The sequence below is a fragment of the Hoyosella sp. YIM 151337 genome (assembly GCF_026041215.1).
Classification (GTDB): domain Bacteria; phylum Actinomycetota; class Actinomycetes; order Mycobacteriales; family Mycobacteriaceae; genus Hoyosella.
In genome coordinates this window covers 214,574-240,312 of record NZ_JAPEIQ010000039.1, presented here as the reverse complement: position 1 = coordinate 240,312, position 25,739 = coordinate 214,574, and the positions used below count along the sequence as shown (strand labels likewise).

The window sequence follows — 25,739 nt, the reverse complement described above, 5'->3', positions numbered from 1 at the left end:
GCGGGCTAACTTTTTCATCGCTGCTCCCACGTGAACCACCGCACACCGGTGTGACGGCAAGGCGCCGAGCATCTCGCTGTGTGGCGATCTGCTTGACACCGTTCGGACTCTTGGGGCTTATGCCACCACTCCGGCGGGGGTGCGCACGGGGTTAGTTACTAGTTGTTAGCTTCGTGTGATCGCATCGTTGCTCGCCAGCTCATTCGGGTGCGGCCACCGGCTCCGCCAGTACTACGAGCCCCCGCACTAGTGCCTGCAACCCGAATTCAAATGCTGCGTCAGCACGGCCAATCATCGTTCCAGCTGCTGACACGGCGGCCCGCATCGCCTCGCCAGCCTCTGGCGGGGTAGCCCAGACCTCTTCTGGTGCAGCAACATCAAGCGCGGAGCCCAGTACGTAGCTGTCCACCGAGGTGATCGCGTGCAGCACCTCCGCGGGCGCGAAGCCGGCATCTGTGAATGCGTCTGCGAGCGCGTTGTACATGCCGAACGCCACCTCGGTCTGCACCGTGGTGGCGGTAAGGAGCGGGATGAGTCGTGGATGCTGGGCGTAGCTGCGCCGGTATTCCCGCGCAATGCCGAGAACGAGTTCCGGCCACTCGGCTGCCCGTTCCCGCACCTGCTCGACGTCGATTTGCGCCATCATCCGCGCGCGCAACAGCTCGATGATCTCACTGCGGCCACTCACATGGTTGTAGAGCGACGACGGACGGACCTTCAGCCGCCCGGCAATGCCAGGCATGGTGAAGTCACCGCTCTCGTCGACCATCTTGAGCGCCTCATCAGCGATCCAGTCAGCGGTCAGCAGCCGACGGGGCGGACGGCCCATGCGTTCTCCTCAAAACTCACCCTTGACGTTTGTGATGGTCTTCACCATACTTAACGAATCACATTCGTTTTATACCGACCCGCACCGAGGACACACGATGCGTACATTCACCGCCCTGACTCCCCCCGCTTCGCCTGCTCGCACCGAACCCGCAGACCGACTTCCGCTGCGTGTTGGGGTTGTCCAGCATCAGTGGCACGAAGACTCCATTGCGATGCGCAACGAACTGCGTGAGGGCATCGCGATCGCTGCCCGCCACGGGGCCAAGGTTGTCTTCCTTCCAGAATTGACGCTGAGCCGTTACCCGGCGTTCGTGCCCGGCGGCGATCATCCAGCCGAAAACGCGGAAGACCTGCTCACGGGCCCGACGTACCGCTTCGCCGCCCAGGCTGCAGCAGAATTCGGAGTACTGGTTCACGCATCGCTATACGAGCGCAACGATCATGAAAACGGCCGCAGCTTCGGTGACGGACTGGGTTTCAATACCGCCATTCTCGTTGCACCAGATGGCACCCTCGTCGGGCGCACCCGCAAGATTCACATCCCCATCACGACTGGTTACTACGAGGACACCTACTTCCGCGGCGGCCCGCAGGCACCCGATACCTGGAAGGTCCACACCGCCCCGGAAATCGATGGCGCGAAGATCGCGATGCCGACGTGCTGGGATGAATGGTTCCCGGAGGTTGCGCGGATCTACTCTCTGCGAGGCGCGGAAATCATCGTTTATCCCACCGCGATCGGTTCGGAACCCGAACATCCCGAATTCGACACCCAGCCGCTGTGGCAGCACGTTATTGTCGGCAACGGCATTGCGAATGGAACATTCATGGTGGTCCCCAATCGGCATGGTGACGAGGGAGTCATCAACTTCTACGGGTCGTCGTTCATCTCAGACCCTTACGGCCGCATACTCGTTCAGGCACCACGCGATGAGTCTGCTGTCCTCGTCGCCGACCTCGATTTGGCACAGCGCAAGGACTGGCTCACCCTCTTTCCGTTCTTGCAGACCCGACGCCCCGACACGTATGCGCAACTCGTCGCCCCTCTCGAAACCGCAGACGCGAAAGTACCGTCATGACGGACCTCATCACGCCACGCATGCCCGCCGAATCGGAACCGCACGCGCGCACCTGGATGGCATATCCGCGCGAGGGGTACTCACTCGGCGACACCCAGGCGGAGCGCCACGAAGCGCGCAGCGCCTGGGCTGCGGTCGCGAACGCGATCGTCGACTTTGAGCCGGTAACCGTCGTCGTTGACCCTGCTGAGTTGACGCACGCACGGCACTACCTCGCCGGTGCGGTCGAAATCGTTGAGGCCCCGCTCAATGACGCGTGGATGCGTGACATAGGCCCGACCTTCGTCCTCGGATCAGACGGTCGCCCCCGCGCGGTCAATTGGGTGTTCAACGGTTGGGGTGCACAAGATTGGGCACGCTGGGACAAGGACGAAAAGATCGGCGCGTTCGTCGCGGAACAAGCTGGTGCGCTCCGCGTCGACTCACCCCTCGTCAACGAAGGCGGGGGGATCCAGACAGATGGTGCGGGCACCGTCCTCGTCACCGAAACGGTGCAGCTCGACCAGGGCCGCAACCCCGGCTGGACGAAAGCCGGCGTGGAGGCAGAGCTTGCGCGCACCATCGGCGCCGAGAAGGTGATATGGCTTCCGCGCGGTCTTACCCGTGATTTCGAGCGTTTCGGCACGAGAGGCCATGTCGACATTGTCGCTGCAATTCCGAGTGCCGGACGGGTCCTGGTGCATGATCAGCGCGACCCGGCACACCCTGACCATGCGGTGAGCCAGGAAGCGATCGCATTGCTGAGCCAGTCCGTTGACGCGTCCGGACGCACGTTCACAGTGGTGCCGGTACCCGCCCCCAAGATCCTGGAGGACGACGAGGGCTGGACCGACTACAGCTACATCAACCATTACGTGGCGAACGGTGCCGTGATTGCTTGCATGTTCGATGACCCGAACGACCAAGTCGCGGCTGACATTCTCGCAGACGCTTATCCCGGCCGCGAGATCGTCCCCGTCGATGCGCGCCCCATCTTCTCGCGGGGCGGCGGTATCCACTGCATCACGCAGAATGAGCCCGCCGCTCAGTCAGTTTCCGGCTGACACATTCACCAGTGTTATTCCGGAATGAGCCACAGCACGCCCAGCGGTGGCACCTGTACCACCGCTGAGGCGGGCTGACCGTTCCACTCTTCAGATGTTGCTTCCACGGCGCCCATGTTGCCGACACCTGAACCGCCGTAGTCGGTCGCGTCGGTGTTGACTGCCTCACGCCAGCGACCGGCCCGGGGCAGACCTACTCGCACATCGTGGTGCGGAGTACCGGAGAAGTTCGCGATACACACCACGGGCTGGCTGTCCGGGCTCACAGGATCGAACCGGATGAAGCTCAGAACGCTGCGCCCAGCATCGTTCGCGTCGATCCAAGTGAACCCCTCGGGCGAGTTATCGCCCGCGTACAGTGCGCGGTGTGACCGGTACGTGCGATTGATATGCGCGACAAGGTCTTTGATGCCCGAATGCAAGGGGTCGTCGAGAAGGTGCCAGTCAACGGAACCCTCATGTGACCACTCCCGCTGCTGGCCGAACTCGCCGCCCATGAAGAGCAACTGCTTGCCGGGGTGGGCCCACATGTAAGCCAGGAGGGCCCGCACTCCGGCCGCCTTCTTCCAATGGTCGCCCGGCATCCGTGTGAACAGCGAGCCTTTGCCGTGAACCACTTCATCGTGCGAGAGCGGCAGGATGAAGTTCTCACTCCACGCGTACACCAGCGAAAACGTGATGTCATTGTGGTGGTAAGAGCGGTGCACAGGGTCACGGCCCATATAGAGCAGTGTGTCGTTCATCCACCCCATGTTCCATTTGAAACCGAAGCCCAAACCATCCGCGTCAGTCGGTTTCGTGACGCCGGGCCACGACGTGGATTCCTCCGCGATCATCAAGACACCTGGGTGATGCTTGTAGACGGTCGCGTTGAGTTCTTGCAGGAAGCGGACCGCATCGAGATTCTCACGCCCGCCGCGTTCATTCGGAATCCACTCGCCTTCCTTGCGCGAGTAGTCCAGGTACAGCATCGACGCGACGGCGTCCACGCGCAGACCATCGATGTGAAACTCGCTAAACCAGTACAGCGCATTCGCGACGAGGAAGTTCCGCACTTCGGGCCGTCCGAAGTCGAAAACGTACGTGCCCCAGTCTGGCTGCTCACCGCGGCGCGGGTCCGGGTGCTCGTACAGGGCGCTGCCGTCGAACTTTGCAAGCGCCCAGATATCGCGCGGGAAATGCGCTGGAACCCAGTCAAGGATGACGCCGATACCGCGGTTGTGGAGAGTGTCGATGAAGTACCGCAGGTCGTCCGGCGAGCCGAATCGCGAGGTGGGTGCGTAGTACGACGTGACCTGGTAGCCCCAGGAGCCGCCGAAGGGGTGTTCCGCAAGCGGCAGGAACTCCACGTGGGTGAACCCCATATCGGAGACGTAATCCGCTAGTTCTTCGGCAGCCTCGCGGTACCCCAGACCGGGCCGCCACGAACCGAGGTGCACTTCGTAAATACTGATCGGCGAGGTCACCGGGTGGGACGACGCCCGCTGGGCGGACCAGGCATTATCTGTCCACTCGTACGCGGACTGGTAGATCACCGACGCGGTCGCTGGCGGGTGTTCCGCGCACACGGCCATCGGGTCGGCTTTCTCGTGCCAGCCGCCGTCGGCGCCGTGGATGCGGAACTTGTACTTAGTGCCGGGGCCGATGCCAGGCACAAAAAGCTCCCACACACCCGAACTGCCGAGCGACCGCATGGAATGCTCGACACCGGACCACCCGTCGAAGTCCCCGCACACGCGCACACCGCGCGCATTTGGCGCCCACACCGAGAAAGCGACCCCATTCACCACACCGGAAGGTGTGTCGTAACTGGTGGGCCGGGCGCCGAGCACATCCCAGAGCCGCTCGTGTCTGCCTTCGGAGATCAAGTGAAGGTCAAGTTCTCCGAGGGTGGGAAGCCACCGATATGGATCGTCGAGTGTAGACGTGTGGCCGTGATAGGTAACCTCAAGCTTGTAATCGCCGACCGTCTTGCCAGCGAAGCCGCTGAACAGACCCTCATCTCCGCGCTCCAGCGGATACCGTTGTCCGTCCTGCACCACGGCAACTGATGCCGCCTCTGGCCGGTACACGCGGACGACTGACCGCCCGGATTCGTGCTCATGCGCACCGAGTATCACGTGGGGGTTGCTGTGGGAACCCATCGCGAGGGCGTGAACCTCTTCAGACGCGGGACGATGGCTCGTCACGGACGGGATTTCCGGTTTGGGCGACATTACCTGTCCTTCCTGGCCGGGTACACAACTAGCTGCGGACGGGGCCAATCAATCCGGACGATGTGACACACCGACCGCTCCGGAGTGAGGATGATTGTGTTGTGGCTGCCCCAGTCCCACGTCTGGCCGCTCACTTCGTCGTGGGCACTCAAGCGCGCATCAAGTGGATATCCCAGCGCGGCGAGGTCGAGGTACAGCGTGCCCTGCTGGGTGTGGAAGGGGTCGAGATTGACGATGACCACCACGGTGTCCCCTGTCTCGGGGTCCTGCTTCGAGTATGCGACCAGTGCATCGCTGTCCGTGTGGTGGAAGTGGAGGGTCCGTAACTGCTGCAGGGCAGGGTGCCGCCTGCGTATCGAATTGAGCCGCAGCAGCCACGGTTCCAGCGAGTCGCCGGTTTGCAGAGGTGTCACGAAGTCCCGCGGCCTGAGCTGGTATTTCTCGGAGTTGAGGTATTCTTCGCTTCCCTCGCGCACAGCCACATGCTCGTACAGCTCGTAGCCGGCGTACACCCCCCAGGTGGGTGACATCGTCGCGGCGAGCGCGGCTCGCAGCGCGAACATTGCCCGGCCGCCATACTGCAGCGAAGCATGAAGGATGTCCGGCGTGTTCACGAACAGATTCGGCCGGCATTCGTCGGCGTGCGCGACGATCTCTTTGCCGAACTCGATCAAGTCGTGCTTCGAGGTGCACCACGTGAAATAGGTGTACGACTGGGTGAAGCCCAGTCGGGCGAGACCGTACAGGCGCGCGCGCCGAGTGAAAGCTTCCGAAAGGAACAGCACGTCATGGTGTTGCGACTTCACCTCACCGATCAGCCATTCCCAGAAGTTCGGCGGCTTCGTGTGCGGGTTGTCCACCCGGAAAATCTTTACGCCATGCTCCACCCAGTACAGAACGACCCGAAGCGCCTCCGCATACAGGGTCTCCGGCGCGTTGTCGAAGTTCAGCGGATAGATGTCTTGATACTTCTTCGGCGGGTTCTCGGCGTAGGCGATCGTCCCGTCGGGCAGCGTCGTAAACCACTCGGGGTGTTCGGCCACCCACGGGTGGTCGGGAGCGCATTGCAGGGCGAAGTCGAGGGCGACCTCCATCCCAAGCTCACGCGTTCGTTCGACGAACGCCTCGAAGTCGTCTACGGTCCCCAGATCTGGGTGAATTGCATCATGTCCGCCTTCAGCGGCACCGATCGCCCAGGGGGATCCGACATCATCTGGACCCGGGTCAAGGGTGTTGTTCTTGCCTTTCCTGTTCACTCTGCCAATTGGGTGAATCGGTGGCAGATACACGACATCAAATCCCATATTCGCGACCCGGTCGAGTTCACCGATCGCGGTCTGAAATGTGCCGTGCACCGGGTTACCGCTGGTATCCCAACCGCCCGTCGAACGGGGAAAGAACTCATACCACGACCCGAACAGTGCCTGCGAACGGTCAACGTGTAGGTGGTGCGACTCCCCTTCGGTCACGAGATCACGGAGCGGGGCTTCTTCGACTATCTTCTGGACCGGGTATGACATCGCCTCCGCGATCCGTTTCGGGATCGGCAGGCTCTTGTCACGCAGGTCCGCGAGCGCTCCATTGAGTATCCGGATATCGCCATCCGAACGCGACGTCTCGACCATGCGCTCAATCAGTCTGGCGCCCGTCTCGAGATCGTTGGCAAGTTCCTCAGCACCTTGTCCAGCCGCTGCCTTAACCTCAACCGCGTGCCGCCAGGTCGTCCACGGGTCGCTCCATGCGTCAACACGAAACGTCCAAATACCCTCTGTGTCGGGCGTGATCGCCGCGATGCAGTCGTCCGGGTTGTTCGGATGGCTCGTCATTCGCGTCAGCCTGGCTTCGGTGTCCTCCGGTCCCTGCCAGACGACGGTCGCCGCGATCGCATCATGGCCTTCACGCCACACGCGCGCCTCAATCGGCACATGCTCACCGACAACCGCTTTCGCCGGGAACCGGCCGCATTCCACAACGGGGAGCACCCCGTCGATGCCGAGTCTGCCGTACGTCATGCGATACCCCCTCCGAGCACCGAGCGGTACACATTTACAGTCTCGTGCGCGATGGAACCCCAGTCGAACTTTTCCTTCGCCCGCAACCGGCCCGCCTCGCCCATCGCCTCAGCACGCTGTGGGTCACGCAGAAGCTCGTTCACAGTTCGTGCGAGCCCGGATTCAAAAGTACCCGGGTCGTTTTCGTCGTAGTGCACTAGAAGACCAGTCTCGCCGTCGGCGACGACCTCTGGGATGCCACCGACATCTGATGCCACCACCGCGGTGCCGCACGCCATCGCTTCAAGGTTGACGATGCCCAAAGGCTCGTACACGCTCGGGCACACGAATACTGTCGCTTGTGAGAGTACTTCGAGCATTGCCTGGTGGTTGAGCGGCTTATCGATCCAGAAGACACCGTCGCGCAGTCCACTCAGTGTGTTGACGCCGAGGCGGGTCTCTTCGGCGATATCTGGTGTGTCGGGTGCACCCGCGCACAACAGAACTTGTGCCTCCTTGTCGATCTCATGCGCAGCTGCAATAAGGTGCCGGAGACCCTTCTGCCGGGTGATACGGCCGATGAAGGCAACACTCGGCCGGTCGGGGTCGACACCGAACTCACGGAGCGTGTCAGTCTCTTTCACTGGGTGGAATCGTTCGGTATCAACACCGTTGTAGACGACGTGCACGCGGTCCGGATCGATATCGGGATACACCTCGAGCACATCGTTGCGCATCCCGTCGCTCACCGCAATCACCGCGTCCGCCGCCTCGTAGACGGCTTTCTCCACCCATGAAGACAGGCGGTAACCACCACCGAGTTGCTCCGCTTTCCACGGCCGCCGGGGCTCAAGTGAGTGAGCGGTAACCACGTGCGGGATACCGTAGAGCAGGCTCGCAACGTGGCCCGCAAAGTTCGCGTACCACGTGTGTGAATGGACGAGATCAACACCTTCGACAGCTGCGACTATGGACAGATCCACGGAGAGCGTGGACAGAGCCGGGTTGGCAGCTTCGAGGCCTTCCGCCGGGTGGTGGGCCACCGCCCCGGGGCGCGGGGCCCCGAAGCAGTGAACATCCACACCGACCAGCTCACGCAGACTGTCGACGAGAGAGCCAACGTGCACTCCCGCGCCGCCATAAACAAAGGGTGGGAACTCGCGGGTCAGCAGGCCGATTCGCATCGCCAATCACTCCTCAGGAGGCCGATGGCTGTGGGTTTCAGAGGGTTGAGCGCCGGTTCTCACGGCCGGTACACGGATTTCGTGAACCAAGCCTATTTCTTGCGGAGTAACGAGCGGATGCGCGGCTACGATTCGCGCCGCATATCCGAACGTCCCCCCGTGTTGCACCGGCACCTCGGCGGCATAGCTGTTCCCGCCGCGGTGCTGCATCTGTGTCACCACCGGCGCGATGAGACGATCGCCATCAACGTCGCCGGTAAATACCTCGACCGCGATGTCATCATGCGACAACGCGCCGCAGTCGACCTCTGCCCGGAACAGTGCGCGGGCAGAATCCGCACTGAGCTCAGCCCAAAATTCGAGCGCGGACACACTCGCCCACTTCTCTCGAACACTGGCCGTCCACGCGGCAAGTTCCCGCGCCCCGGTGAAGTTATCCACCGACACACGGGCTCCCGCTTCCGCAGCAGGGCGGTACAGCAGGGTGAGGTAGTCGTCGAGCATCCGGTCCGCAAGCACCTGCGGCCGAAGGGATTTGAGTACCGCTCGCATCATCCGGAGCCAGCCGGGCTGATCATCGTAGAACAGCGGCACGACCTTCGTCTCGAGCAGGTCATACAGCGCGGCCGCTTCCTGCTCATCTCTGCTGAGCCCGCCAAGCCCATCATGGCCTGATGGTATGGCCCAGCCGAAGTCTGGTGCGAAGCACTCTGCCCACCAGCCGTCTCCGATCGAGAGGTTCAGTCCACCGTTGAGCGCCGACTTCATGCCTGAGGTTCCGCAGGCCTCCAGCGGACGGGTGGGCGTGTTGAGCCACACGTCACAGCCCGCGACCATGTCCCGGCCCAGTTCGATGTCATAGTCCGGAACGAACACCACGCGCCGTCGCAGCGCCGGGTCGCTGGCGAAGTGCATGAATTCCTGAATCAGGCGTTTGCCGCCGTCGTCAGCCGGGTGAGCTTTACCTGCAACGATCAGCTGCACCGGGCGGTCCGGATCGAGAAGGATGCGTCGCAGCCGCGCCGGATCGGACAGCATGAGCGTGAGCCGCTTGTACGTGGGTACCCGGCGAGCGAATCCGATTGTAAGAACGTCGGGGTCCAGGCAGTCTGCGATCCATGCGGTTTCCGCTGCGAATTCAGAGTCTTCCTGCGCCTCAGCCGCACGTCGGCGCACTGTGTCGATGAGCCTCTGCCGCAGCGCTTTCCGGCTCGCGAGGAATTGCTCATCTGGCTGCTTGAGCTGCGGCGCAGCCGCCGCCCATGTGGGCTCGTGCACACCATTGGTGACGTGCGCAATCGGCACTTCTTCGGGTTCCAGGCCCGCCCAGAGGGGCGCGAACATCGAACGGCTGAGCGCGCCGTGCAGCTTCGACACGCCGTTGCATCGCTGCGCGAGACGCAACCCCATGTGCGCCATGTTGAACACGCCCGGGTCGTTCTCAGCGCCCAGTTCGAGACAGGCTTCGGTCGGCAGTTTGGGCAATGCCACGGACAAATGCCCCGCCACCATGCCGCGATCGAAGCGATCGATTCCGGCGGGAACCGGCGTGTGAGTGGTGAACAACGTGCCTGCACGTACAGCGGTGAGCGCCTCCGGGAACGTCAGGCCGCGCTCGGTGAGCTCCGCAATTCGCTCGAGACCGAGGAATCCGGCGTGCCCCTCGTTGGTGTGATACACCTCTGGTTCTGGAAGCCCGTGCGCATCGCAATACGCGCGCACCGCCCGCACACCCCCGATGCCGAGCAAGAGTTCCTGGCGCAGCCGCGTCAGCGCGTCTCCGCCGTACAAACGACTCGTGAGGGCACGCAACTCCGGCTCGTTACGCTCGTCGTCGCTGTCGAGCAAAAGCAGCGGGACACGGCCGACCTGCGCGATCCAGACGCGAGCGTACAGGTCCGCGCCCCCGGGCAGCGCGATGTGGATGTGTGCCCCGTTGAGTTCGGTAAACCCCACGTCTTCAGGAACCAGCGAAGGATAGTCTTCGCACTGCCAGCCATCCGGGGTGAATGATTGTGTGAAGTACCCCGACCGGTACAGCAGCCCTACGCCGATAAGGGGCAGCCGCATGTCACTGGCGGTTTTCAGATGATCACCAGCGAGAATGCCCAGCCCGCCGGAATACAGCGGCAGGGTTTCGGTGATGCCGAATTCCGGGGAGAAATACGCAACGCTCGGGGCGCCGCTGGCATGGGACTGGTCGAGGTAGGAACGCAGGTTCTTGTGTACCGCCCGCATCTTAGTGAGAAACCGCTTGTTGGCCGTCAGGGCCTCTTTGCGGTCAGAAGACAGTTGCGCGAGGAACTGCGGCGGGTTCTGCCCGGTCCGCTCCCACAACTCTCGGTCAGCGAGTTCGAACAGCGCTCGCGTGTCTGCATGCCAGGACCAGCGGAGGTTATCCGCCAGTTCCCGCAACGGAGTTAATATCTCCGGCAACTGGGCTGGCACAGCCAATTTGCCATAAACGTGCACAGGTACTTCACTTCCCGCCGAGCGCCGCGGACACTACAGCCCGCGCCTCGGCCTGAATCTGACTCAAATGATCACGGTCTCTGAATGATTCCGCGTAAATTTTGTAGACATCCTCTGTTCCAGACGGCCGCGCCGCGAACCAACCTGAATCAGTGCATACCTTCAATCCACCGAGCGACTGTCCGTTGCCCGGAGCCTTTGTGAGGATCGCCGTGATCGGTTCGCCCGCAAGCTCAGTCGCGGTCACCTGGTGCGGCGATAGCTGCGCGAGGACATGTTTCTCCTCACGCGTGGCGGGAGCATCGGTCCGTTCGTAGACCGGCTCACCGTGTTTCTTCGTCAATTCAGTGTAGTGCTGGCTCGGCGTACTCCCGGTACGTGCAATGATCTCCGCCGCTAGCAGGCACAGCAGGATGCCGTCCTTGTCCGTCGTCCAGACGCGTCCATCGCGGCGGAGGAACGATGCACCAGCACTCTCCTCACCACCGAACACGATCGACGAATCGACAAGTCCTGGTACGAACCATTTGAATCCGACCGGGACTTCTACCAGCGGACGACCGAGGTCAGCCACGACTCGATCGATCATCGACGAGGACACCGCTGTCTTCCCGATTCCGGCGTGCGGCGGCCAATCGGGCCGGTGCCGCGCAAGGTAATCGATCGCCACCGCCAGATAGTGATTCGGATTCATCAGGCCCGCGTCAGGGGTGACGATCCCGTGCCGGTCCGCGTCCGCATCGTTTCCTGTAGCAAGATCGAAATTCGCGCGTTGCTCGACCAGTGACGCCATGGCGTACGGCGACGAACAATCCATCCGGATCTTGCCGTCCCAGTCGAGCGTCATGAAGCCCCACGCCGGGTCGACCGCCGGCTGTACCACCGTGAGTGAAAGCCCGTGGCGTTCAGCGATTTCACCCCAGTACTCCACGCTCGCGCCGCCCAGGGGGTCCGCGCCGATCCGGACACCCTCGGATTTGATCAACTCGAGGTCGAGAACCGCGGGCAGGTCATCGATGTAACGTGCGCGGTAATCGTAGCGCTGAGTTGTTTCCGCCGCGGTGGCGCGATCGTACGGCATCCGATTGATGCCTTCAGATTTCGCGAGCAATTCGTTTGCGCGGTCTTCGATCCACCGGGTCGCGTCTGAGCCGGCTGGACCACCATGCGGCGGGTTGTACTTGTAGCCGCCGTCAGCGGGCGGATTGTGGGACGGTGTAATCACCACACCGTCTGCGGGCGGGCCACCATTCTCTGCGTTATACGTGAGAATCGCGTGGGAAAGCGCTGGCGTCGGGGTGTAGCTGTCACGGCTGTCAACCAGCACCGTCACACCGTTCGCGGCGAATACCTCGAGGGCGGATCGCGCGGCTGGCTCTGAGAGGGCATGCGTATCGCGGCCGAGAAACAGCGGACCGTTGATGTTCTGGGCGGCTCGGTACTCGCAGAGCGCCTGGCTCACCGCGACAATATGCGCCTCGTTGAATGACGCGGCGAGACTCGTCCCCCGGTGCCCGGACGTCCCAAAGGCCACCCGCTGCGCTGGTTCCGCGGGATCTGGCTGACCGTCGTAGTACGCGCTAATCAGGGCATCGATATCGGTCAGGTCACCGGATTGCGCTGGCTGTCCCGCTCGTGGATGAATGGTCATCGTTAGCTCCTTGCACAGTGCCGGTCAGAAGACCGCGTCAGTCGGCTGCTGCTTCGCGACCACCACCACGCCGCCTGCGCTCACGGTGTACGAAGCCCGATCTTTTTCGAGATCGACACCGATCGTCGCTCCGGGTTCAATGACGACGTTTTTGTCGAGAATCGCGTTGCGCACCACTGCGCCAGCGCCGATCACCACGTTGTTCAACAGGACAGAGCCCTCGACGACGGCGCCTGCGCCAATTCTTACATCTGGGGAGACGAGCGACTGGGTGACGCGCGCGCCTGCGATGATGGCGCCGGGCGACAGGATTGTGTTCTGCAGCTCAGGGGTATGCCCATGAGAACCAACGACTTTCGCGGGCGGGCGCGGTGACTGATAGCTGAGAATCGGCCATCGATAGTTGTAAAGGTTAAAACCCGGATTATCCGCCACCACGTCCATACTCGCGGCGTAATACGAGTCGATCGTGCCAACATCGCGCCAATAACCGCGATCGTGTTCGGTGCTGCCCGGTACATAGTTCGTGGCGAAGTCGTAAACGTACGCACTACCCGCACTCACGAAGCTTGGGATGATATCGCCGCCCATATCGTGGTTAGAGCCGATGTTTTTCGCGTCGCGCTTAACCGCCTCGACGAGGGCTTCGGTCGAGAAAATATAGTTGCCCATCGAGGCATAGACTTCGTCGGGCGCGTCCGGGAGCCCTACGGCATCAGTTGGCTTTTCGCGGAACGCCGCGATCTTTTCGCCAAGCTCGTCGGTTTCGATGACGCCAAACTGGTTGGCTTCCGCCAGTGGCACACGTATTCCCGCAACAGTGGCCTCAGCACCTGACTCGATGTGTTCAGCGAGCATGTCCCGGGGGTCGATCCGGTAGATGTGGTCGGCGCCGAACACGATGACGTACTTCGGGCGCTCGTCATAGATCAAGTTCAGCGACTGGTAGATAGCATCCGCTGAGCCTGCGAACCAGCGCGGGCCTGTCCGCTGCTGCGCGGGCACCGGTGCCACGAAGTCACCCAACATGGACGGCAGCCGCCACGTCAGCGACACATGCCGGTCCAGGCTGTGGGACTTGTACTGCGTGAGAACGACGATCTTCCGGATTCCTGCGTTGACGAGATTAGACAGCGCAAAATCCACGAGACGGTAGGTACCCCCGAAAGGGACTGCGGGCTTCGCGCGGTCAGAAGTAAGCGGCATCAGCCGCTTACCCTCCCCGCCCGCGAGGACAATGGCGAGAACTTCAGCGGTATCAATCAGCATTAGGTGCCTCCTCTTCAGCGGCGCCACTCGTGATGGCTAACCCGCTTCAGGTCGGTTTAAGTTGTGGTACTCGTCACAATCTAACACCACGAGAACGGTCTCTTCTCCGCCAGTAGACGCGCTGCCTCAACCCGGCAACAGCCGGGCAACTTCGGGCGTACGATCTAGTCGGTTTGCCCACATTTTGGTGCGCAGCGTGCAACGCCTCACTCTGCAGTGTGACGGTTTATTGAAGCCGCTACTGTTTACGTATGGCTACGAAACTCGTATGGCCTGGGTCGTCATACCCGCTCGGCGCATCCTATGACGGCGCCGGGACTAACTTTTCCCTATTTTCAGAGATCGCTGAAGCGGTCGAACTTTGCCTTATAGCGAAAGACGGCACCGAAGAGCGCATTCAGCTCGAGGAGGTCGACGGACACGTATGGCACTGCTACCTGCCCACTGTGAGCCACGGACAGCGCTACGGCTACCGTGTGCACGGCCCCTTCGACTTGGCAGCGGGCCACCGCTGCGATCCGGCAAAACTTCTGCTGGACCCCTACGGAAAAGCCTTCGCCGGCGATTTCGATGGACATATCTCCCTTTTGTCCGAACGTGGCTACGGCATTGATTCCCTCGGCCACACGATGACCTCCGTGGTCGTAAACCCGTTTTTCGACTGGGGCAACGATCGGCAGCCCAAACGCCCCTATCACGAGACAGTCATCTACGAGGCCCACGTCAAAGGCATGACGGCAACGCATCCGGAAGTGCCGGAAGAGCTGCGTGGCACCTACGCCGGGCTCGCGCACCCGGTGATCATCGACCACCTCACGAAACTCGGCGTCACCGCGATTGAACTCATGCCAGTCCACCAGTTCCTGCAGGACCAGGTGCTCGTTGACCAGGGATTGCGCAATTACTGGGGTTACAACACTTTTGGTTTCTTCGCCCCCCACCACGAATATGCGGCGAACACGAAACCGGGTGCGGCGGTCGCCGAATTCAAATATATGGTGAAGGCGTTTCACGAGGCGGGTATCGAGGTCATTCTCGATGTGGTGTACAACCACACCGCTGAAGGTAATCATCAGGGCCCCACGATCAACTTCCGCGGTATCGACAACGCCGCGTACTACCGCCTCATCGAGGATGACCGGCGGTTCTACAAGGACTACACCGGCACCGGCAACAGTCTCAATGTCCGCAACCCCCACACCCTGCAGCTGATCATGGATTCGCTGCGCTATTGGGTGAACGAAATGCACGTTGACGGCTTCCGTTTCGACCTCGCCGCGACGCTTGCACGCGAACTCCACGACGTCGACCGCCTCAGCGCGTTCTTCGACCTGGTGCAACAAGATCCCGTCGTCAGCCAAGTAAAACTCATCGCGGAACCGTGGGATATCGGCGAAGGCGGATATCAGGTCGGCAACTTCCCCGGACTGTGGTCCGAGTGGAACGGCAAATACCGGGACACTGTCCGCGATTATTGGCGAGGTGAGCCCGCCACGCTCGGCGAATTCGCGTCACGCCTCACCGGTTCGTCCGACCTCTACGAAACCACAGGGCGGCGTCCACACGCGAGCATCAACTTCATCACCGCTCACGACGGATTTACCCTCAACGACCTCGTGTCGTACAACGAGAAACACAACTGGGCGAACGGCGAGAACAACCGCGACGGCGAAAGTCACAATCGATCGTGGAACTGCGGTGTCGAAGGCCCCACGGACGACGCGGAGATCCTCGAACTGCGGGCCCGGCAGCGCCGCAATATGCTGACCACGCTCTTTCTCAGCCAAGGTGTACCGATGCTTTTGCACGGCGACGAAATGGGCCGCACCCAGCACGGCAACAACAACACATATTGTCAGGACTCTGATATCGCGTGGATGGACTGGTCCTTCGCGGAGAAGAACCGCAGCCTCGTGGACTTCACGTCTGAACTGATCGCACTGCGCAAAAAACATCCCGTCTTTCGCCGGCGCCGCTTTTTCGAAGGGCGCCCCATCCGCAGCGGTGAAGAGATGCGGGATATCGCCTGGCTCACGCCGTCCGGTGACGAGATGACATTCGAAGACTGGGACAGCGGCTTCGGCAAGGGACTCGCGGTGTTCCTCAACGGCGAAGGCATCCACGAACCCGATCAGCGCGGCAACAGGATCGTCGACGACTCGTTCTTGCTCTGTTTCAACGCCCACCACGACCCGGTGGACTTCGCCACCCCCAACGGCACTTACGCGCGGAGTTGGGAAGTAGTCGTCGACACGACGACTACGGCGGTGCCCGCGGCCAAGAGCGATATCGATGCGGGCACCGTCATCACTGTGGAGGCGCGCTCACTCGTTGTACTCCGGAAGGTGAGCGATTAGTGATCACCGCAACGTACCGGCTCCAGCTACGGCAGCCGACTGCTGAATCCGCAGGATTTACGTTCGCTGACGCCGCTGGTCTCATTCCGTACTTCCGGGAACTCGGAGTGAGCCACCTGTATCTGTCGCCGTTCCTCACCGCCGTCGATGGCACCACCCATGGATACGACGTAGTAGATCCGACGAGCGTCGCGCACGAACTCGGCGGCATCGAAGGCTTGACCTTCCTTGCCGCTGAGGCGCGGCAATCCGGCATCGGCCTCATTGGAGATATCGTCCCCAACCACATGGGTGTCGGCAAGCCCCGCAACAACAAATGGTGGTGGGACGTTCTCGCGCATGGCCGTGCGTCGCGGCACGCGCAGTACTTCGACATTGATTGGGACGCGGATCCCGAGGGCCGATTGCGGCTGCCCGTGCTTGGCAGCAGTGCCGAGCTTAGTGAGCTAAGCGTTGACGGCGACGTGCTGCGAATGCATGGTATCGACTACCCGATCGCCCCCGGCACCCATCATGGGCCTGACCTCAGCGCTCAACAGATTCACAGCCGTCAGCATTATCGGCTCATCGACTGGCGTGACGGGCCAAACTTCCGGCGGTTCCTCGGCATCAATGAGCTCGCTGCGCTGCGGCAAGAAGAAGACCGCGTGTTCGCCGCAACTCACCAGCTCATCGGTGAACTCGCCGCGGAAGGCATCCTCGAGGGCGTCCGCGTGGACCATCTCGACGGGCTCGCCGACCCGGTGACGTACGTGCGGAAACTGCGTGAACTACTCGGGGCCGATCGCTACCTCGTTGTTGAAAAAGTCATCGGTCGCAACGAGGAGCTGCCGCCCGATCTACCGGTCGACGGCACCACCGGGTACGAGGTGCTCCGCGAAATCGGAGCACTTTTCATCCCAGCGGCTGGTACGGAACCACTTGCGCAACTCGCGCAGGAATTCACCGGTAAATCCTGGCGCCCCCATGATGTGGCGACCGAAATACGCGCCCTGAAGATCGCGGCCCTCGAAGGACCGCTTGCACCTGAGCTTACGCGTCTGGCGCGAGCAGTGGCACACGGCACGGACGCGGGCGCAATCCGCACAGCCATCACCGGAACGATCGCGGAGCTGGCCGTCTATCGAGCAGATTCACCCGACCATGCCCACCACCTCGACGGTGCACTCGAAGCCGCTGGCCGGGAGAATAGCGCGGCCGCCCACGCACTCGCCCAAGGTCTGCGCAGCCCCGCAGTTCTCGCTCGGTTCAGCCAGCTCAGCGCGGGCGCAATGTCCATTGCAACCGAGGGTCCACTCGCCTATCGCGCAGCGTTGCTCGTATCGGCGCTGGAGATGGGAGGCGATGCGACTCGGCTGTCCGCCACCCCCGGCGACGTGCACGCGTTCCTGCAGCGCACCGCGGAGATGTGGCCCCGCACCATGACGACGCTCTCCACCCACGATGCGAAACGCGGTGAGGACGTTCGCGCACGTATCAGCGCAATCGCCCAGCGTCCTGAGCAGTTTGCTGAACTCGCCCGAGAACTCGATGCTGTAGAACCCGCGCCTGATCGCGCCACCGGGTATCTGCTCCTTCAAAGCCTCGTGGGTGTGTGGCCGCAAACGGGACCGCCGTCCCCTGCCCTGCGCGAGCGTTTCGCGAGCTATGCGGTGAAAGCTGTGCGTGAAGCGGGGTTGCAATCGAGTTGGGCCGAGCCGAACATCGGCTTTGAGCGCTCCTTGCGGCACTGGACTGACGCTGTGTTCGACGGTAGTTCCGCAGCGCTCATCAGTGCGTTCGTCGCGGAGATCGCTCCCTGTGCGCATGCGGTATCTCTCGGTCAGAAGCTCTTTCAGCTAGCCGGCCCCGGCATTCCCGACGTGTACCAGGGCACGGAGATGTGGGAAGACTCCCTCACGGACCCAGACAATCGGCGATTCATCAGCTTTCCGCGGTTTGCGCTGACGCTGCGCGAAATCAACCGCCACCCGCCATCGGCAGCCGAGCCGATCAACTGGACCAAACTGCGTCTCGTCAAAGAGACGCTGGCCCTTCGACAAGAACGCCCCGGTGCGTTCACCGGGGGGACGTATCTGCCGCTGACGTCCGACGGAGAGTGCGTCACGGGTTTTGCTCGTGCACAGGACGCTCGGAAAGCTGATGTGTGCGCGCTGACAACACGCTTTACTGCCTCACACGCCGACACGTGGCAGCGGGAATCGGTTGAGCTGCCTGCAGGCACGTGGCGTGACCGGCTGACTGGAAACCAGCACAGCGGCACCGCGCTGGCAGGTGACCTGTTCCGAATCTATCCGGTAGCGCTGCTCGCACGAATCTGATTACGGCCTGCGACGACAAAAGGGGCCGGTGATCGGCCCCTTTTGTCGAGCTATCGTTGATCCAGGCTACGCGCTGTTGCCGATCAGTTCCCCCTGCAGGGGCTGGTCAGACTCCTCGTCGACAAGGCCCGGTTCTTCATCCTGATGGGCCGGCCTGTTTGCTGGCGCGCTGCCTGACGCCATCGCGGTGAGATCCTCGAGTTGCGCCTCGAGGTAGGCCTTCATGCGGACCCGGTACTCACGCTCGAATGTTCTCAACTGGTCGATACGCCCCTCGAGAACAATGCGCTGCTCGTTGATCGCGCCAAGTATCTCGGCGTGCTGACGTTCCGCATCTGATTTCAGCGTTTCGGCACGTTCCCTAGCGGCCGCATACTCACCGTCACCCTTTTCCCGCGCGGCGGTAACGATGGCATCCGCCTTCTCGCGGGCGTCTTTCACCATCGCGGCAGATTTGTCCCGCGCCTCAGTGAGCGTGGACTTCGATTTTTCTTTGGCATCGCTGAGTGTAGAGTCAGCTTCCTTGCGCGCATCGGTCGTCAGCCGGTCGGCCATCTCCTGCGCAAGACCGATGATCTTCGCGGCTTGCGCACTCGCCGCCTCGCCTGACCCTTCGCCCTTCGAGACCCTCTCGAGCTTGGACTCGAGTTCGCTTACGCGCTCACGCAAGTCATTGTTCTCGTCGACCAGGCGAGCAAGTTCCTGTTCGACGAGGTCGAGAAAGACGTCAACTTCGTCTTCGTCGTACCCCCGCTTGCCTAGCGACGGCTTCTTGAACGCCACATTGTGGACGTCCGCCGGAGTCAGACGCATTTCTCCCTAACCTTCCTCACGGGTCTGAACGTGCAAAGCCCCGTTCGCGTGCACTGATGCCGAGCACAACCTTACGCGCTGCTCGCAATGATGCCGCCAATGACACTCTGCAGCACCATGATTCCGATAAGCAGTATCAGAACGGACAGGTCGAGCCGCACGGAGCCGAGCGGAATCGGCGGTATGAACTTTCGGAGGAATTTAATCGGCGGATCGGTGATCGTGAAGATGAACTCCAGAATCACAACGATCGCGCCGGTGGGATGCCAATCCCGCGCGAACATACGGATGAACTCGATGACCACCCGCGCGATGAGGAAGAGCGAGTAGAAGAACAGGAGATTCGAGATCACTACGAGGATCAGCACTCTGCCACTCTGCCTGACTTCACCAGAAGGTTCAAACTCGCCCGCCCGTCCCTGGCACGGACGTGACGATCTTCTCGATTCCCACGTTACCGGGCCTGATACAGCCCGTTTTCGGCGAGCCGGCGACGGTCTTCGGCAGAGACGTCGATGTCTGCCGGGGAAAGCAGAAACACCTTGGAAGCCACCTTCTCGAAGCTCCCGTTGAGAGCGAACGCGCAGCCCGCCGCGAAGTCGACCAGTCGCTTCGCGTCCGCACCCGGCATGTCGTTGAGATCCATGATCACAGGAACGCCGTCGCGGAACTGCTCACCAACCGTACGTGCCTCGCTGTAGTCACGCGGGCGCAGCGTTGTGATCTTGCCGAGCGCTCCACCATCCTCGAACGCCGCGGAACGGCGCTCAACGGGCGCGTCGATTCGTTCTGCGCGGCGCGGCATAGCCTGCCGCGCCGATGCACGGCCGAAGTCCTCAGCGACCGGCGCAGCCGACTGCATTCGCGGCGAACGCGGGTCACCGAAGCGGTCACGCTCGAACCCGTCACGGTCGAACGCCTCCCGGTCGAAGCCATCGCGTTCGAAACCTTCACGTTCAAACCCGCCACGCGGGTAGTCGTCGCGACGCGGCGGAACGTAAGTTCCAGGGCGATAGCCGGGCATGTCGTCATCGCGCCGGCCCCGGCCGCGGGCCTGCTCCGGTTCGTCGAGGTAATCGTCCTCATACTCGGCTGGCGGAACGAGTGCGAAGTACTCCTTGATCTTCTGCAGAGTGCTCATAGATCGACCTTCCTAGGCGGGGGCAGCAAGCTTTTTGGGGCAGGGCGGGGGCTGGACAGAAGTCCGCTTACAGGCTTCTCAGAGTTCACCAACGTTCAATTACGGCGAGGTTATCGTTCTGAGACCCAACAATGCGGTACCGACACGCACGCAGGTAGAACCGTGTCGCACAGCAACTTCCATGTCGCCGGACATTCCGGCGGAAAGTTGAGTCGCCCTAGGGAACGAACGCAGGAACTCGACGTGGATCTCGTGCAAGCGTGCGAAGGACCGCTCGGGGTCGGCACCAAGCGGCGGCACTGCCATCAGCCCGGCCAATGCCAGCCCGTCGGCCTCAGCCACCGCGGCGCCGAGCGCGTCAAGCTCTGGTTCAGCTGCGCCACCGCGTTGGGTGTCACCATCCAGGCTGACTTGCAGATACACCGCCAGGTCTGCATCAGTGGCACGCTCACCCCGGTCCCGGGCCGTCGCGACGCCGCGGGCCAGCCCAGCGATGAGTTTGCTGTTGTCGACGGAATGCACCGCGGCGGCCCAGCGAGCGACCGCGTTCGCCTTGTTGCGCTGCAACTGACCGATCATGTGCCACCGCACGGCCGCGTTGGATTCTAGCCCGCGGAAGTCCGCCACTTTTGCAGCGGCTTCTTGCACCCGGGATTCTCCGAAGTCGCGAAAACCCAATGTGTAAAGGATGTGCGCGTCCGACGCCGGGAAGTACTTGGTGACGGGCAGCAGTGCGACAGCTTCGGGCGACCGCCCCGCAGCACGGCAAGCCCGCTCCAGCCGTTCCCTTTGCGCGCGGACGGCCTCAGCGACTTCCGAAGCCCTGCGCGCGCGGGCTGATTCACTCACTCCGCTCACTCCGTCATCCAGATCAACGACGCGAACCGCCCTGTCGGCGCGCTCCGCCGGTAGCTGAAGAGCACCGTCTCTTCGATTGTGCACCGCGGGTCGCGCTGTACGCAGTGCACGCCCAACTGTCTGAGTTGCCGCTCGATACCAGCGGGAATATCGACCGACGGCGTTCCGCGCCGTGTCGTTGCGGAACTGCCGGGCAAAGAGCGTTCCACGTCTGCGCGCATGTCGTTGGGGACTTCGTAGCAGCGTCCGCACGCTGCCGGTCCAAGAAGAACAGTGATGCGGCCAGGGTCTGCCCCCATGCTGGCCATCTGGCCGATCACTGCCTTCACGACCCCGTTCCTTGCACCGATTCGTCCGGCGTGCGCGGCCCCTATCACACACGCCGTCTCATCGGCGAGCAGCACTGGCACGCAATCAGCGGTCAGCACAGCGAGAACGAGGCCGGGCTTTGCGGTCACCACCGCATCGGTCTGACCGAGCGGTTCGTCCTTGGGACCGTCGACAACCGCGACCTTTGTTCCGTGCACCTGGTCCATCCAGATGACACGGTTGTCGCGGACACCGATGTCCGCAGCGAGCCGCCTCCGATTTTCCGTCACAGCGGCGGGCTCGTCACCCACATGGGCACCGAGGTTGAATGAGCTGTAGGGGGGCTGAGAGACACCACCGGCGCGCGTCGTGATCTTCCACCGGACCGGCATCTCTCCCCCTCAGCCACATCTCCTCAGTCGCTAGCACCACCATGGCGCGCAGCGTTCGCGCGCGCGGATGCCAAACGTCACCGCATGAACGGGGGCACGTCGAAGTCGTCGTCGAAGTCATCCGACGAGCGGCCGCGCCCCGGGCTGGCAGGAACCTGTTCGCCACGTGACGGAGCTTCACTGCGCCGACTACCACCGGCTGGGATTGGCGGGAGGTCACCACTAAAGCGGTTACGTGACGCCTGGAAGTCACGTCCGGCTGCGCTCTCAGAACCGCCCCGGCGAGCACTTTCAGGAGCTCGTGCAGCGGACTGGCGTGCGGGCTCCCGGCGGGACTCTTCCCTGAGATTGCGGGCCGGAGGCGCGCCATCGAAGCCTGCTGCGATCACCGTGACGCGAACCTCGTCGCCAAGGGAATCGTCGATGACGGTACCGAAGATGATGTTGGCATCAACGTGTGCGGCTTCCTCAACGAGGCTTGCTGCGTCGTGAATCTCAAACAAGCCGAGGTCTGAACCGCCAGCGATCGAGAGCAGCACGCCATGCGCACCGTCCATCGATGCTTCGAGTAGTGGCGAATTGATCGCAGTCTCAGCTGCTTTCACGGCACGTCCCTCACCGCGTGCCGAGCCGATGCCCATGAGCGCAGTGCCCGCGCCCGACATCACACCCTTGACGTCGGCGAAGTCGACGTTGATGAGACCTGGTGTCGTGATGAGATCGGTGATGCCTTGCACACCGTTGAGGAGCACCTCGTCGGCAGAGCGGAAAGCGTCCATCAGGCTCACTGCCGCGTCACCGAGCTGAAGTAGCCGGTCGTTGGGGATAACGATGAGCGTGTCACAGCTCTCGCGAAGTGCGGCGATGCCTGCTTCCGCTTGGGCGCCGCGGCGTTTCCCTTCGAAGGAGAACGGACGGGTAACAACACCAACGGTCAGCGCGCCGAGCTTGCGGGCCAGGCTTGCGACGACCGGTGCACCGCCGGTGCCGGTACCGCCACCTTCGCCCGCGGTCACGAAGACCATATCCGCGCCTTTGAGGACTTCTTCAATCTCGTTCTTGTGATCTTCCGCCGCTTTGCGGCCGACTTCGGGGTCCGCTCCTGCGCCGAGGCCACGCGTGAGTTCACGACCCACGTCGAGCTTCACGTCTGCGTCACTCATGAGCAACGCTTGCGCATCCGTGTTGATCGCGATGAACTCAACACCTTTGAGTCCCGCTTCGATCATTCGGTTAACTGCGTTGACCCCACCGCCGCCGATGCCGACGACTTTGATTACGGCGAGGTAGTTGTGCGGGGGCGTCATGGGCTCTCGCCTTCCATGTGTCTTGCTCTACCAGCGTTCTTAGTGGACTTTCAGGGGCCGGGAACTCGAAAACTCCAAACCCTAAACCTCAACCACAGGGTTAGAGTTATGTCAAGTACCTGACTGCACGGAAACGCTAGGCATCAGTTGCAGCGATCTCCATTAGGCGCGCCGATACCGCACAGTTATTTCTTCTTCGCGAAACCTTGACCGCCCTGCTGGGCGCGCCGGTGGGTGACCAAACACCGTGCAGTGCCGCGATTCTCGCCTTAGCGAATCGTCGGCAATTCCGGACTCGACACGTCGTATACCTGGCCAGGCTGGGTCAGCAGCGCATTAGCAACGCGCGCTTTGCGACCAGTGTGCTCGGCGCTCCCCCAGATCACGGTGCGGCCGTCCCCCAGGGTCAGACGCACATCAGCGGGTGATTCGGCGGTTACCTCGACAACGTGGTCCCGCACTTCCGGTGTAAGCGAAAGCAGCACATCGAGCGCTGCTCGTGTGGCCGCATCTTCCTCGCCTGGATCGGCCACATCGAGCTTGGGCAAGCCCTCCGGCGGTGGCTCGATCGCGAACGTCACCGCCGCAGCGTCCATCAAATGTGGCCCTGCCGGATTGTCGTAGAACACGACCGGGATCCGTTCGGTGACCACAATCCGCAAAGTCGACGGATAGCTGCGCTGTACCGATACTTCGGCTACCTTCGGCAGTTCCGCCACGCGTGAAGCCACAGCGAACGTACTGACCTGCAGCAGCGGGGTTTCCGGCTCTACCTCCACTACGGCACGCACCATTTCCTCAGGCACTGAAGGACCGGTCTGCACCTCGATTTCGCGCACCGCTAAGAGCGGCGAGAAGTAGACGGCTGCCCCGATTCCCGCCAGGCCGCATACCGTCAGGGCGATGACGAGAATGACCTTCCAGCGCGGCGCTCGCCGTCGCTCGACGCGAGGGCTCCGTTGCCGCCCCGGTCGCTGTACCGTCGTCCGACTCACCTGCTACCCCGAGCGTCCCCGGACTTTCGAGGCACCGGGACGCAGATGGTTCCGCTTCGCACGCAGCGCGTCGAGGATGGACGGGCCCAGCATCGTCACATCGCCGGCCCCCATAGTCAGCACGAGGTCGCCAGGATTTGTCAGTTTAGCCACCTGCCGTGGCAGCGCAGATACGTCCGGCTGGAAATGACACGGCTTCTTGACCTGACGCGCGATGAGTTCCCCAGTGACTCCGGGCACGGGTTCCTCCCGCGCGCCATACACGTCGAGCACAACTACCTCGTCGGCAATACTCAAGGCGTCCGCGAACTCTATGCTGAAGGTTTGAGTCCGCGAGTATAGGTGCGGCTGGAAGACCACTACGACGCGGCCGCGCGGTGTTTCCGGGTCGGCGGAATGTTCTTGTTCGACCATCGCCTGCGCTGTCGACAGCACGGCGCGGACCTCGGTGGGGTGATGCGCGTAGTCGTCGTACAGACGCACTCCGGCTTCACGGCCGGTGTACTGGAAACGCCGTCGTACTCCACCGAAACTCTCGAGGCCCGCGAGGATTTCGTCCGGGTCTGCACCAGCGGCTCGGGCCGCCAGGAATGCCCCCAGGGCATTGAGCGCCATGTGCCGTCCTGGCACCGACAGCCGCATTGCGCGCGGTTGTTCCTCACCAGCGATGTGTATTTGCCCGGCACCGCCACCGTCTTTCGCTGCCCAACTGAGGAGGCTCACCCCCACCTCGACACCCGCTGGCGGAACCTGCACGGCTTCCCCGGAGCCGTAACCGATGACGCGTATGCCCCTGGCAGCAGTGCGTTCAGCGAACGCCGCAGAACCTGGATCATCGAGGCACGCAACCACCAGCCCACCCGGCACAATACGCTCCGCGAACTCATCGAATACGCGCACGTACGCATCAGCTGAGCCGAAGAAGTCCAAATGATCGGCCTCAACGTTCGTGACGATCGCGATGCTCGGTTTGTAACGGAGCAGCGACCCGTCGCTTTCGTCTGCTTCAGCGACGAATAGGTTACCGGTTCCGTGATGCGCGTTGGTGCCGGCCTCATTGAGCTCACCACCCACCGCGAAGGACGGGTCCAGGCGGCAGTGCTGGAGCGCCACAACCAGAAGCGAGGTGGTTGATGTTTTGCCGTGGGTACCCGCCACCAGGACCGGCCTGCTGTCGTTCATCAGAGCTGCGAGCACGTCGGGGCGGTAGGTTGTCGCGATGCCGCGACGCTGCGCCTCGACGAGTTCCGGATTGGTCTTCGGAATCGCGCTCTGTGTGCTCACAACCAGGGTCGGCCCACCTTCGAGTAAATCGAGAGCGCTCGCGTCGTGGCCGACGCGCACTTCGGCGCCACGCGCCCGAAGATCGAGCAGCACGCGGCTGTCCTTCGCATCGGACCCGGAGACCGCGCCGCCGCGTGCCATCAAGATCCGCGCGATTCCCGACATGCCGGCGCCGCCGATCCCGATCATGTGGACACGCTGCAACTCCACGGGCAGCGCAGGCGAA

Annotated in this window: 19 protein-coding genes; 4 read left to right on the top strand and 15 right to left on the bottom strand. The window is 62.4% G+C overall.

The window, feature by feature from the left end; all coding sequences use genetic code 11:
- Positions 1-199: 199 nt before the first annotated feature.
- The gene (locus ONR57_RS19260; RefSeq protein ID WP_265125211.1) at positions 200-829 is read right to left on the bottom strand and encodes a TetR/AcrR family transcriptional regulator C-terminal domain-containing protein; all 630 of its coding nucleotides are present in this window, start codon (positions 827-829) and stop codon (positions 200-202) included.
- A 97-nt stretch (positions 830-926) separates the two neighbouring features.
- Here ONR57_RS19260 and ONR57_RS19255 point away from each other — a divergent pair, with 97 nt between their 5' ends.
- Together ONR57_RS19255 and ONR57_RS19250 are read left to right on the top strand one after the other, a co-directional pair.
- A complete protein-coding gene (locus ONR57_RS19255) occupies positions 927-1,910 on the top strand; it encodes a nitrilase-related carbon-nitrogen hydrolase (RefSeq protein WP_265125209.1) in 984 nt (327 codons plus the stop codon).
- Positions 1,911-1,918: 8 nt separating this feature from the next.
- On the top strand, positions 1,919-2,953 hold the full coding sequence (locus ONR57_RS19250) for an agmatine/peptidylarginine deiminase (protein WP_265125510.1): 1,035 nt from the start codon (positions 1,919-1,921) through the stop codon (positions 2,951-2,953).
- Between the two features lie 14 nt (positions 2,954-2,967).
- On the opposite strand, the gene glgB is transcribed toward ONR57_RS19250, so the two are convergent.
- From glgB to glgC, 6 genes are read right to left on the bottom strand one after another with little or no spacing between them, the layout of a single operon-like run.
- Positions 2,968-5,169 carry a 1,4-alpha-glucan branching protein GlgB gene (glgB, locus tag ONR57_RS19245; protein WP_265125207.1) on the bottom strand — a complete coding sequence of 734 codons (2,202 nt, stop codon included), beginning with the start codon at positions 5,167-5,169 and terminating at the stop codon, positions 2,968-2,970.
- Positions 5,169-7,181 carry an alpha-1,4-glucan--maltose-1-phosphate maltosyltransferase gene (locus ONR57_RS19240; RefSeq protein WP_265125204.1) on the bottom strand — a complete coding sequence of 671 codons (2,013 nt, stop codon included), beginning with the start codon at positions 7,179-7,181 and terminating at the stop codon, positions 5,169-5,171. Before ONR57_RS19240 ends, glgB begins: the two co-directional genes overlap by 1 nt.
- Positions 7,178-8,344 carry a glycogen synthase gene (glgA, locus tag ONR57_RS19235; RefSeq protein ID WP_265125202.1) on the bottom strand — a complete coding sequence of 389 codons (1,167 nt, stop codon included), beginning with the start codon at positions 8,342-8,344 and terminating at the stop codon, positions 7,178-7,180. Before glgA ends, ONR57_RS19240 begins: the two co-directional genes overlap by 4 nt.
- A 6-nt stretch (positions 8,345-8,350) precedes the next feature.
- Entirely contained in the window at positions 8,351-10,816 is a 2,466-nt protein-coding gene (glgP, locus tag ONR57_RS19230; RefSeq protein ID WP_374116491.1) for an alpha-glucan family phosphorylase, read from the bottom strand.
- 7 nt (positions 10,817-10,823) lie between these two features.
- Positions 10,824-12,467, bottom strand: coding sequence for a phosphoglucomutase (alpha-D-glucose-1,6-bisphosphate-dependent) (gene pgm, locus ONR57_RS19225; RefSeq protein WP_265125197.1), 1,644 nt, complete (start codon positions 12,465-12,467; stop codon positions 10,824-10,826).
- Between the two features lie 24 nt (positions 12,468-12,491).
- Positions 12,492-13,733, bottom strand: a complete 1,242-nt coding sequence (gene glgC / locus ONR57_RS19220; protein WP_374116499.1) for a glucose-1-phosphate adenylyltransferase — start codon at positions 13,731-13,733, stop codon at positions 12,492-12,494.
- 254 nt (positions 13,734-13,987) lie between these two features.
- Here glgC and glgX point away from each other — a divergent pair, with 254 nt between their 5' ends.
- On the top strand, positions 13,988-16,093 hold the full coding sequence (gene glgX, locus ONR57_RS19215; RefSeq protein WP_265125193.1) for a glycogen debranching protein GlgX: 2,106 nt from the start codon (positions 13,988-13,990) through the stop codon (positions 16,091-16,093).
- Complete coding sequence (gene treY / locus ONR57_RS19210) at positions 16,093-18,414, top strand: malto-oligosyltrehalose synthase (RefSeq protein WP_265125191.1); 2,322 nt, start codon at positions 16,093-16,095, stop codon at positions 18,412-18,414. Before glgX ends, treY begins: the two co-directional genes overlap by 1 nt.
- A 66-nt stretch (positions 18,415-18,480) precedes the next feature.
- On the opposite strand, the gene ONR57_RS19205 is transcribed toward treY, so the two are convergent.
- From ONR57_RS19205 to murC, 8 genes are all read right to left on the bottom strand, one after another.
- Positions 18,481-19,227 (bottom strand): DivIVA domain-containing protein, encoded by a 747-nt coding sequence (locus ONR57_RS19205; RefSeq protein WP_265125189.1) that lies wholly within the window; start codon positions 19,225-19,227, stop codon positions 18,481-18,483.
- 71 nt (positions 19,228-19,298) lie between these two features.
- Complete coding sequence (locus tag ONR57_RS19200; RefSeq protein ID WP_265125187.1) at positions 19,299-19,595, bottom strand: YggT family protein; 297 nt, start codon at positions 19,593-19,595, stop codon at positions 19,299-19,301.
- Between the two features lie 86 nt (positions 19,596-19,681).
- On the bottom strand, positions 19,682-20,368 hold the full coding sequence (locus tag ONR57_RS19195) for a cell division protein SepF (RefSeq protein WP_265125185.1): 687 nt from the start codon (positions 20,366-20,368) through the stop codon (positions 19,682-19,684).
- A gap of 99 nt (positions 20,369-20,467) precedes the next feature.
- Positions 20,468-21,217, bottom strand: coding sequence for a YggS family pyridoxal phosphate-dependent enzyme (locus ONR57_RS19190; RefSeq protein ID WP_265125183.1), 750 nt, complete (start codon positions 21,215-21,217; stop codon positions 20,468-20,470).
- 5 nt (positions 21,218-21,222) lie between these two features.
- Positions 21,223-21,927, bottom strand: a complete 705-nt coding sequence (gene pgeF / locus ONR57_RS19185; protein WP_265125180.1) for a peptidoglycan editing factor PgeF — start codon at positions 21,925-21,927, stop codon at positions 21,223-21,225.
- A gap of 77 nt (positions 21,928-22,004) precedes the next feature.
- Positions 22,005-23,234, bottom strand: coding sequence for a cell division protein FtsZ (gene ftsZ / locus ONR57_RS19180; RefSeq protein ID WP_265125178.1), 1,230 nt, complete (start codon positions 23,232-23,234; stop codon positions 22,005-22,007).
- Positions 23,235-23,503: 269 nt separating this feature from the next.
- Entirely contained in the window at positions 23,504-24,229 is a 726-nt protein-coding gene (locus ONR57_RS19175; RefSeq protein ID WP_265125176.1) for an FtsQ-type POTRA domain-containing protein, read from the bottom strand.
- Between the two features lie 3 nt (positions 24,230-24,232).
- Positions 24,233-25,702: a UDP-N-acetylmuramate--L-alanine ligase gene (murC, locus tag ONR57_RS19170; protein ID WP_265125509.1), complete on the bottom strand. Its 1,470-nt coding sequence runs from the start codon at positions 25,700-25,702 to the stop codon at positions 24,233-24,235.
- Positions 25,703-25,739: the final 37 nt, after the last annotated feature.

Excerpts from the sequence above, each read along its gene's own strand:
- glgB (WP_265125207.1), bottom strand. The coding sequence starts at position 5,169 with ATGTCGCCCAAACCGGAAATCCCGTCCGTGACGAGCCATCGTCCCGCG.
- pgeF (WP_265125180.1), bottom strand. The coding sequence starts at position 21,927 with ATGCCGGTCCGGTGGAAGATCACGACGCGCGCCGGTGGTGTCTCTCAG.
- ONR57_RS19255 (WP_265125209.1), top strand. The coding sequence starts at position 927 with ATGCGTACATTCACCGCCCTGACTCCCCCCGCTTCGCCTGCTCGCACC.
- glgA (WP_265125202.1), bottom strand. The coding sequence starts at position 8,344 with ATGCGAATCGGCCTGCTGACCCGCGAGTTCCCACCCTTTGTTTATGGC.
- ONR57_RS19195 (WP_265125185.1), bottom strand. The coding sequence starts at position 20,368 with ATGAGCACTCTGCAGAAGATCAAGGAGTACTTCGCACTCGTTCCGCCA.
- ONR57_RS19260 (WP_265125211.1), bottom strand. The coding sequence starts at position 829 with ATGGGCCGTCCGCCCCGTCGGCTGCTGACCGCTGACTGGATCGCTGAT.
- ftsZ (WP_265125178.1), bottom strand. The coding sequence starts at position 23,234 with ATGACGCCCCCGCACAACTACCTCGCCGTAATCAAAGTCGTCGGCATC.
- ONR57_RS19240 (WP_265125204.1), bottom strand. The coding sequence starts at position 7,181 with ATGACGTACGGCAGACTCGGCATCGACGGGGTGCTCCCCGTTGTGGAA.
- murC (WP_265125509.1), bottom strand. The coding sequence starts at position 25,702 with ATGATCGGGATCGGCGGCGCCGGCATGTCGGGAATCGCGCGGATCTTG.
- glgX (WP_265125193.1), top strand. The coding sequence starts at position 13,988 with ATGGCTACGAAACTCGTATGGCCTGGGTCGTCATACCCGCTCGGCGCA.
- ONR57_RS19205 (WP_265125189.1), bottom strand. The coding sequence starts at position 19,227 with ATGCGTCTGACTCCGGCGGACGTCCACAATGTGGCGTTCAAGAAGCCG.
- pgm (WP_265125197.1), bottom strand. The coding sequence starts at position 12,467 with ATGACCATTCATCCACGAGCGGGACAGCCAGCGCAATCCGGTGACCTG.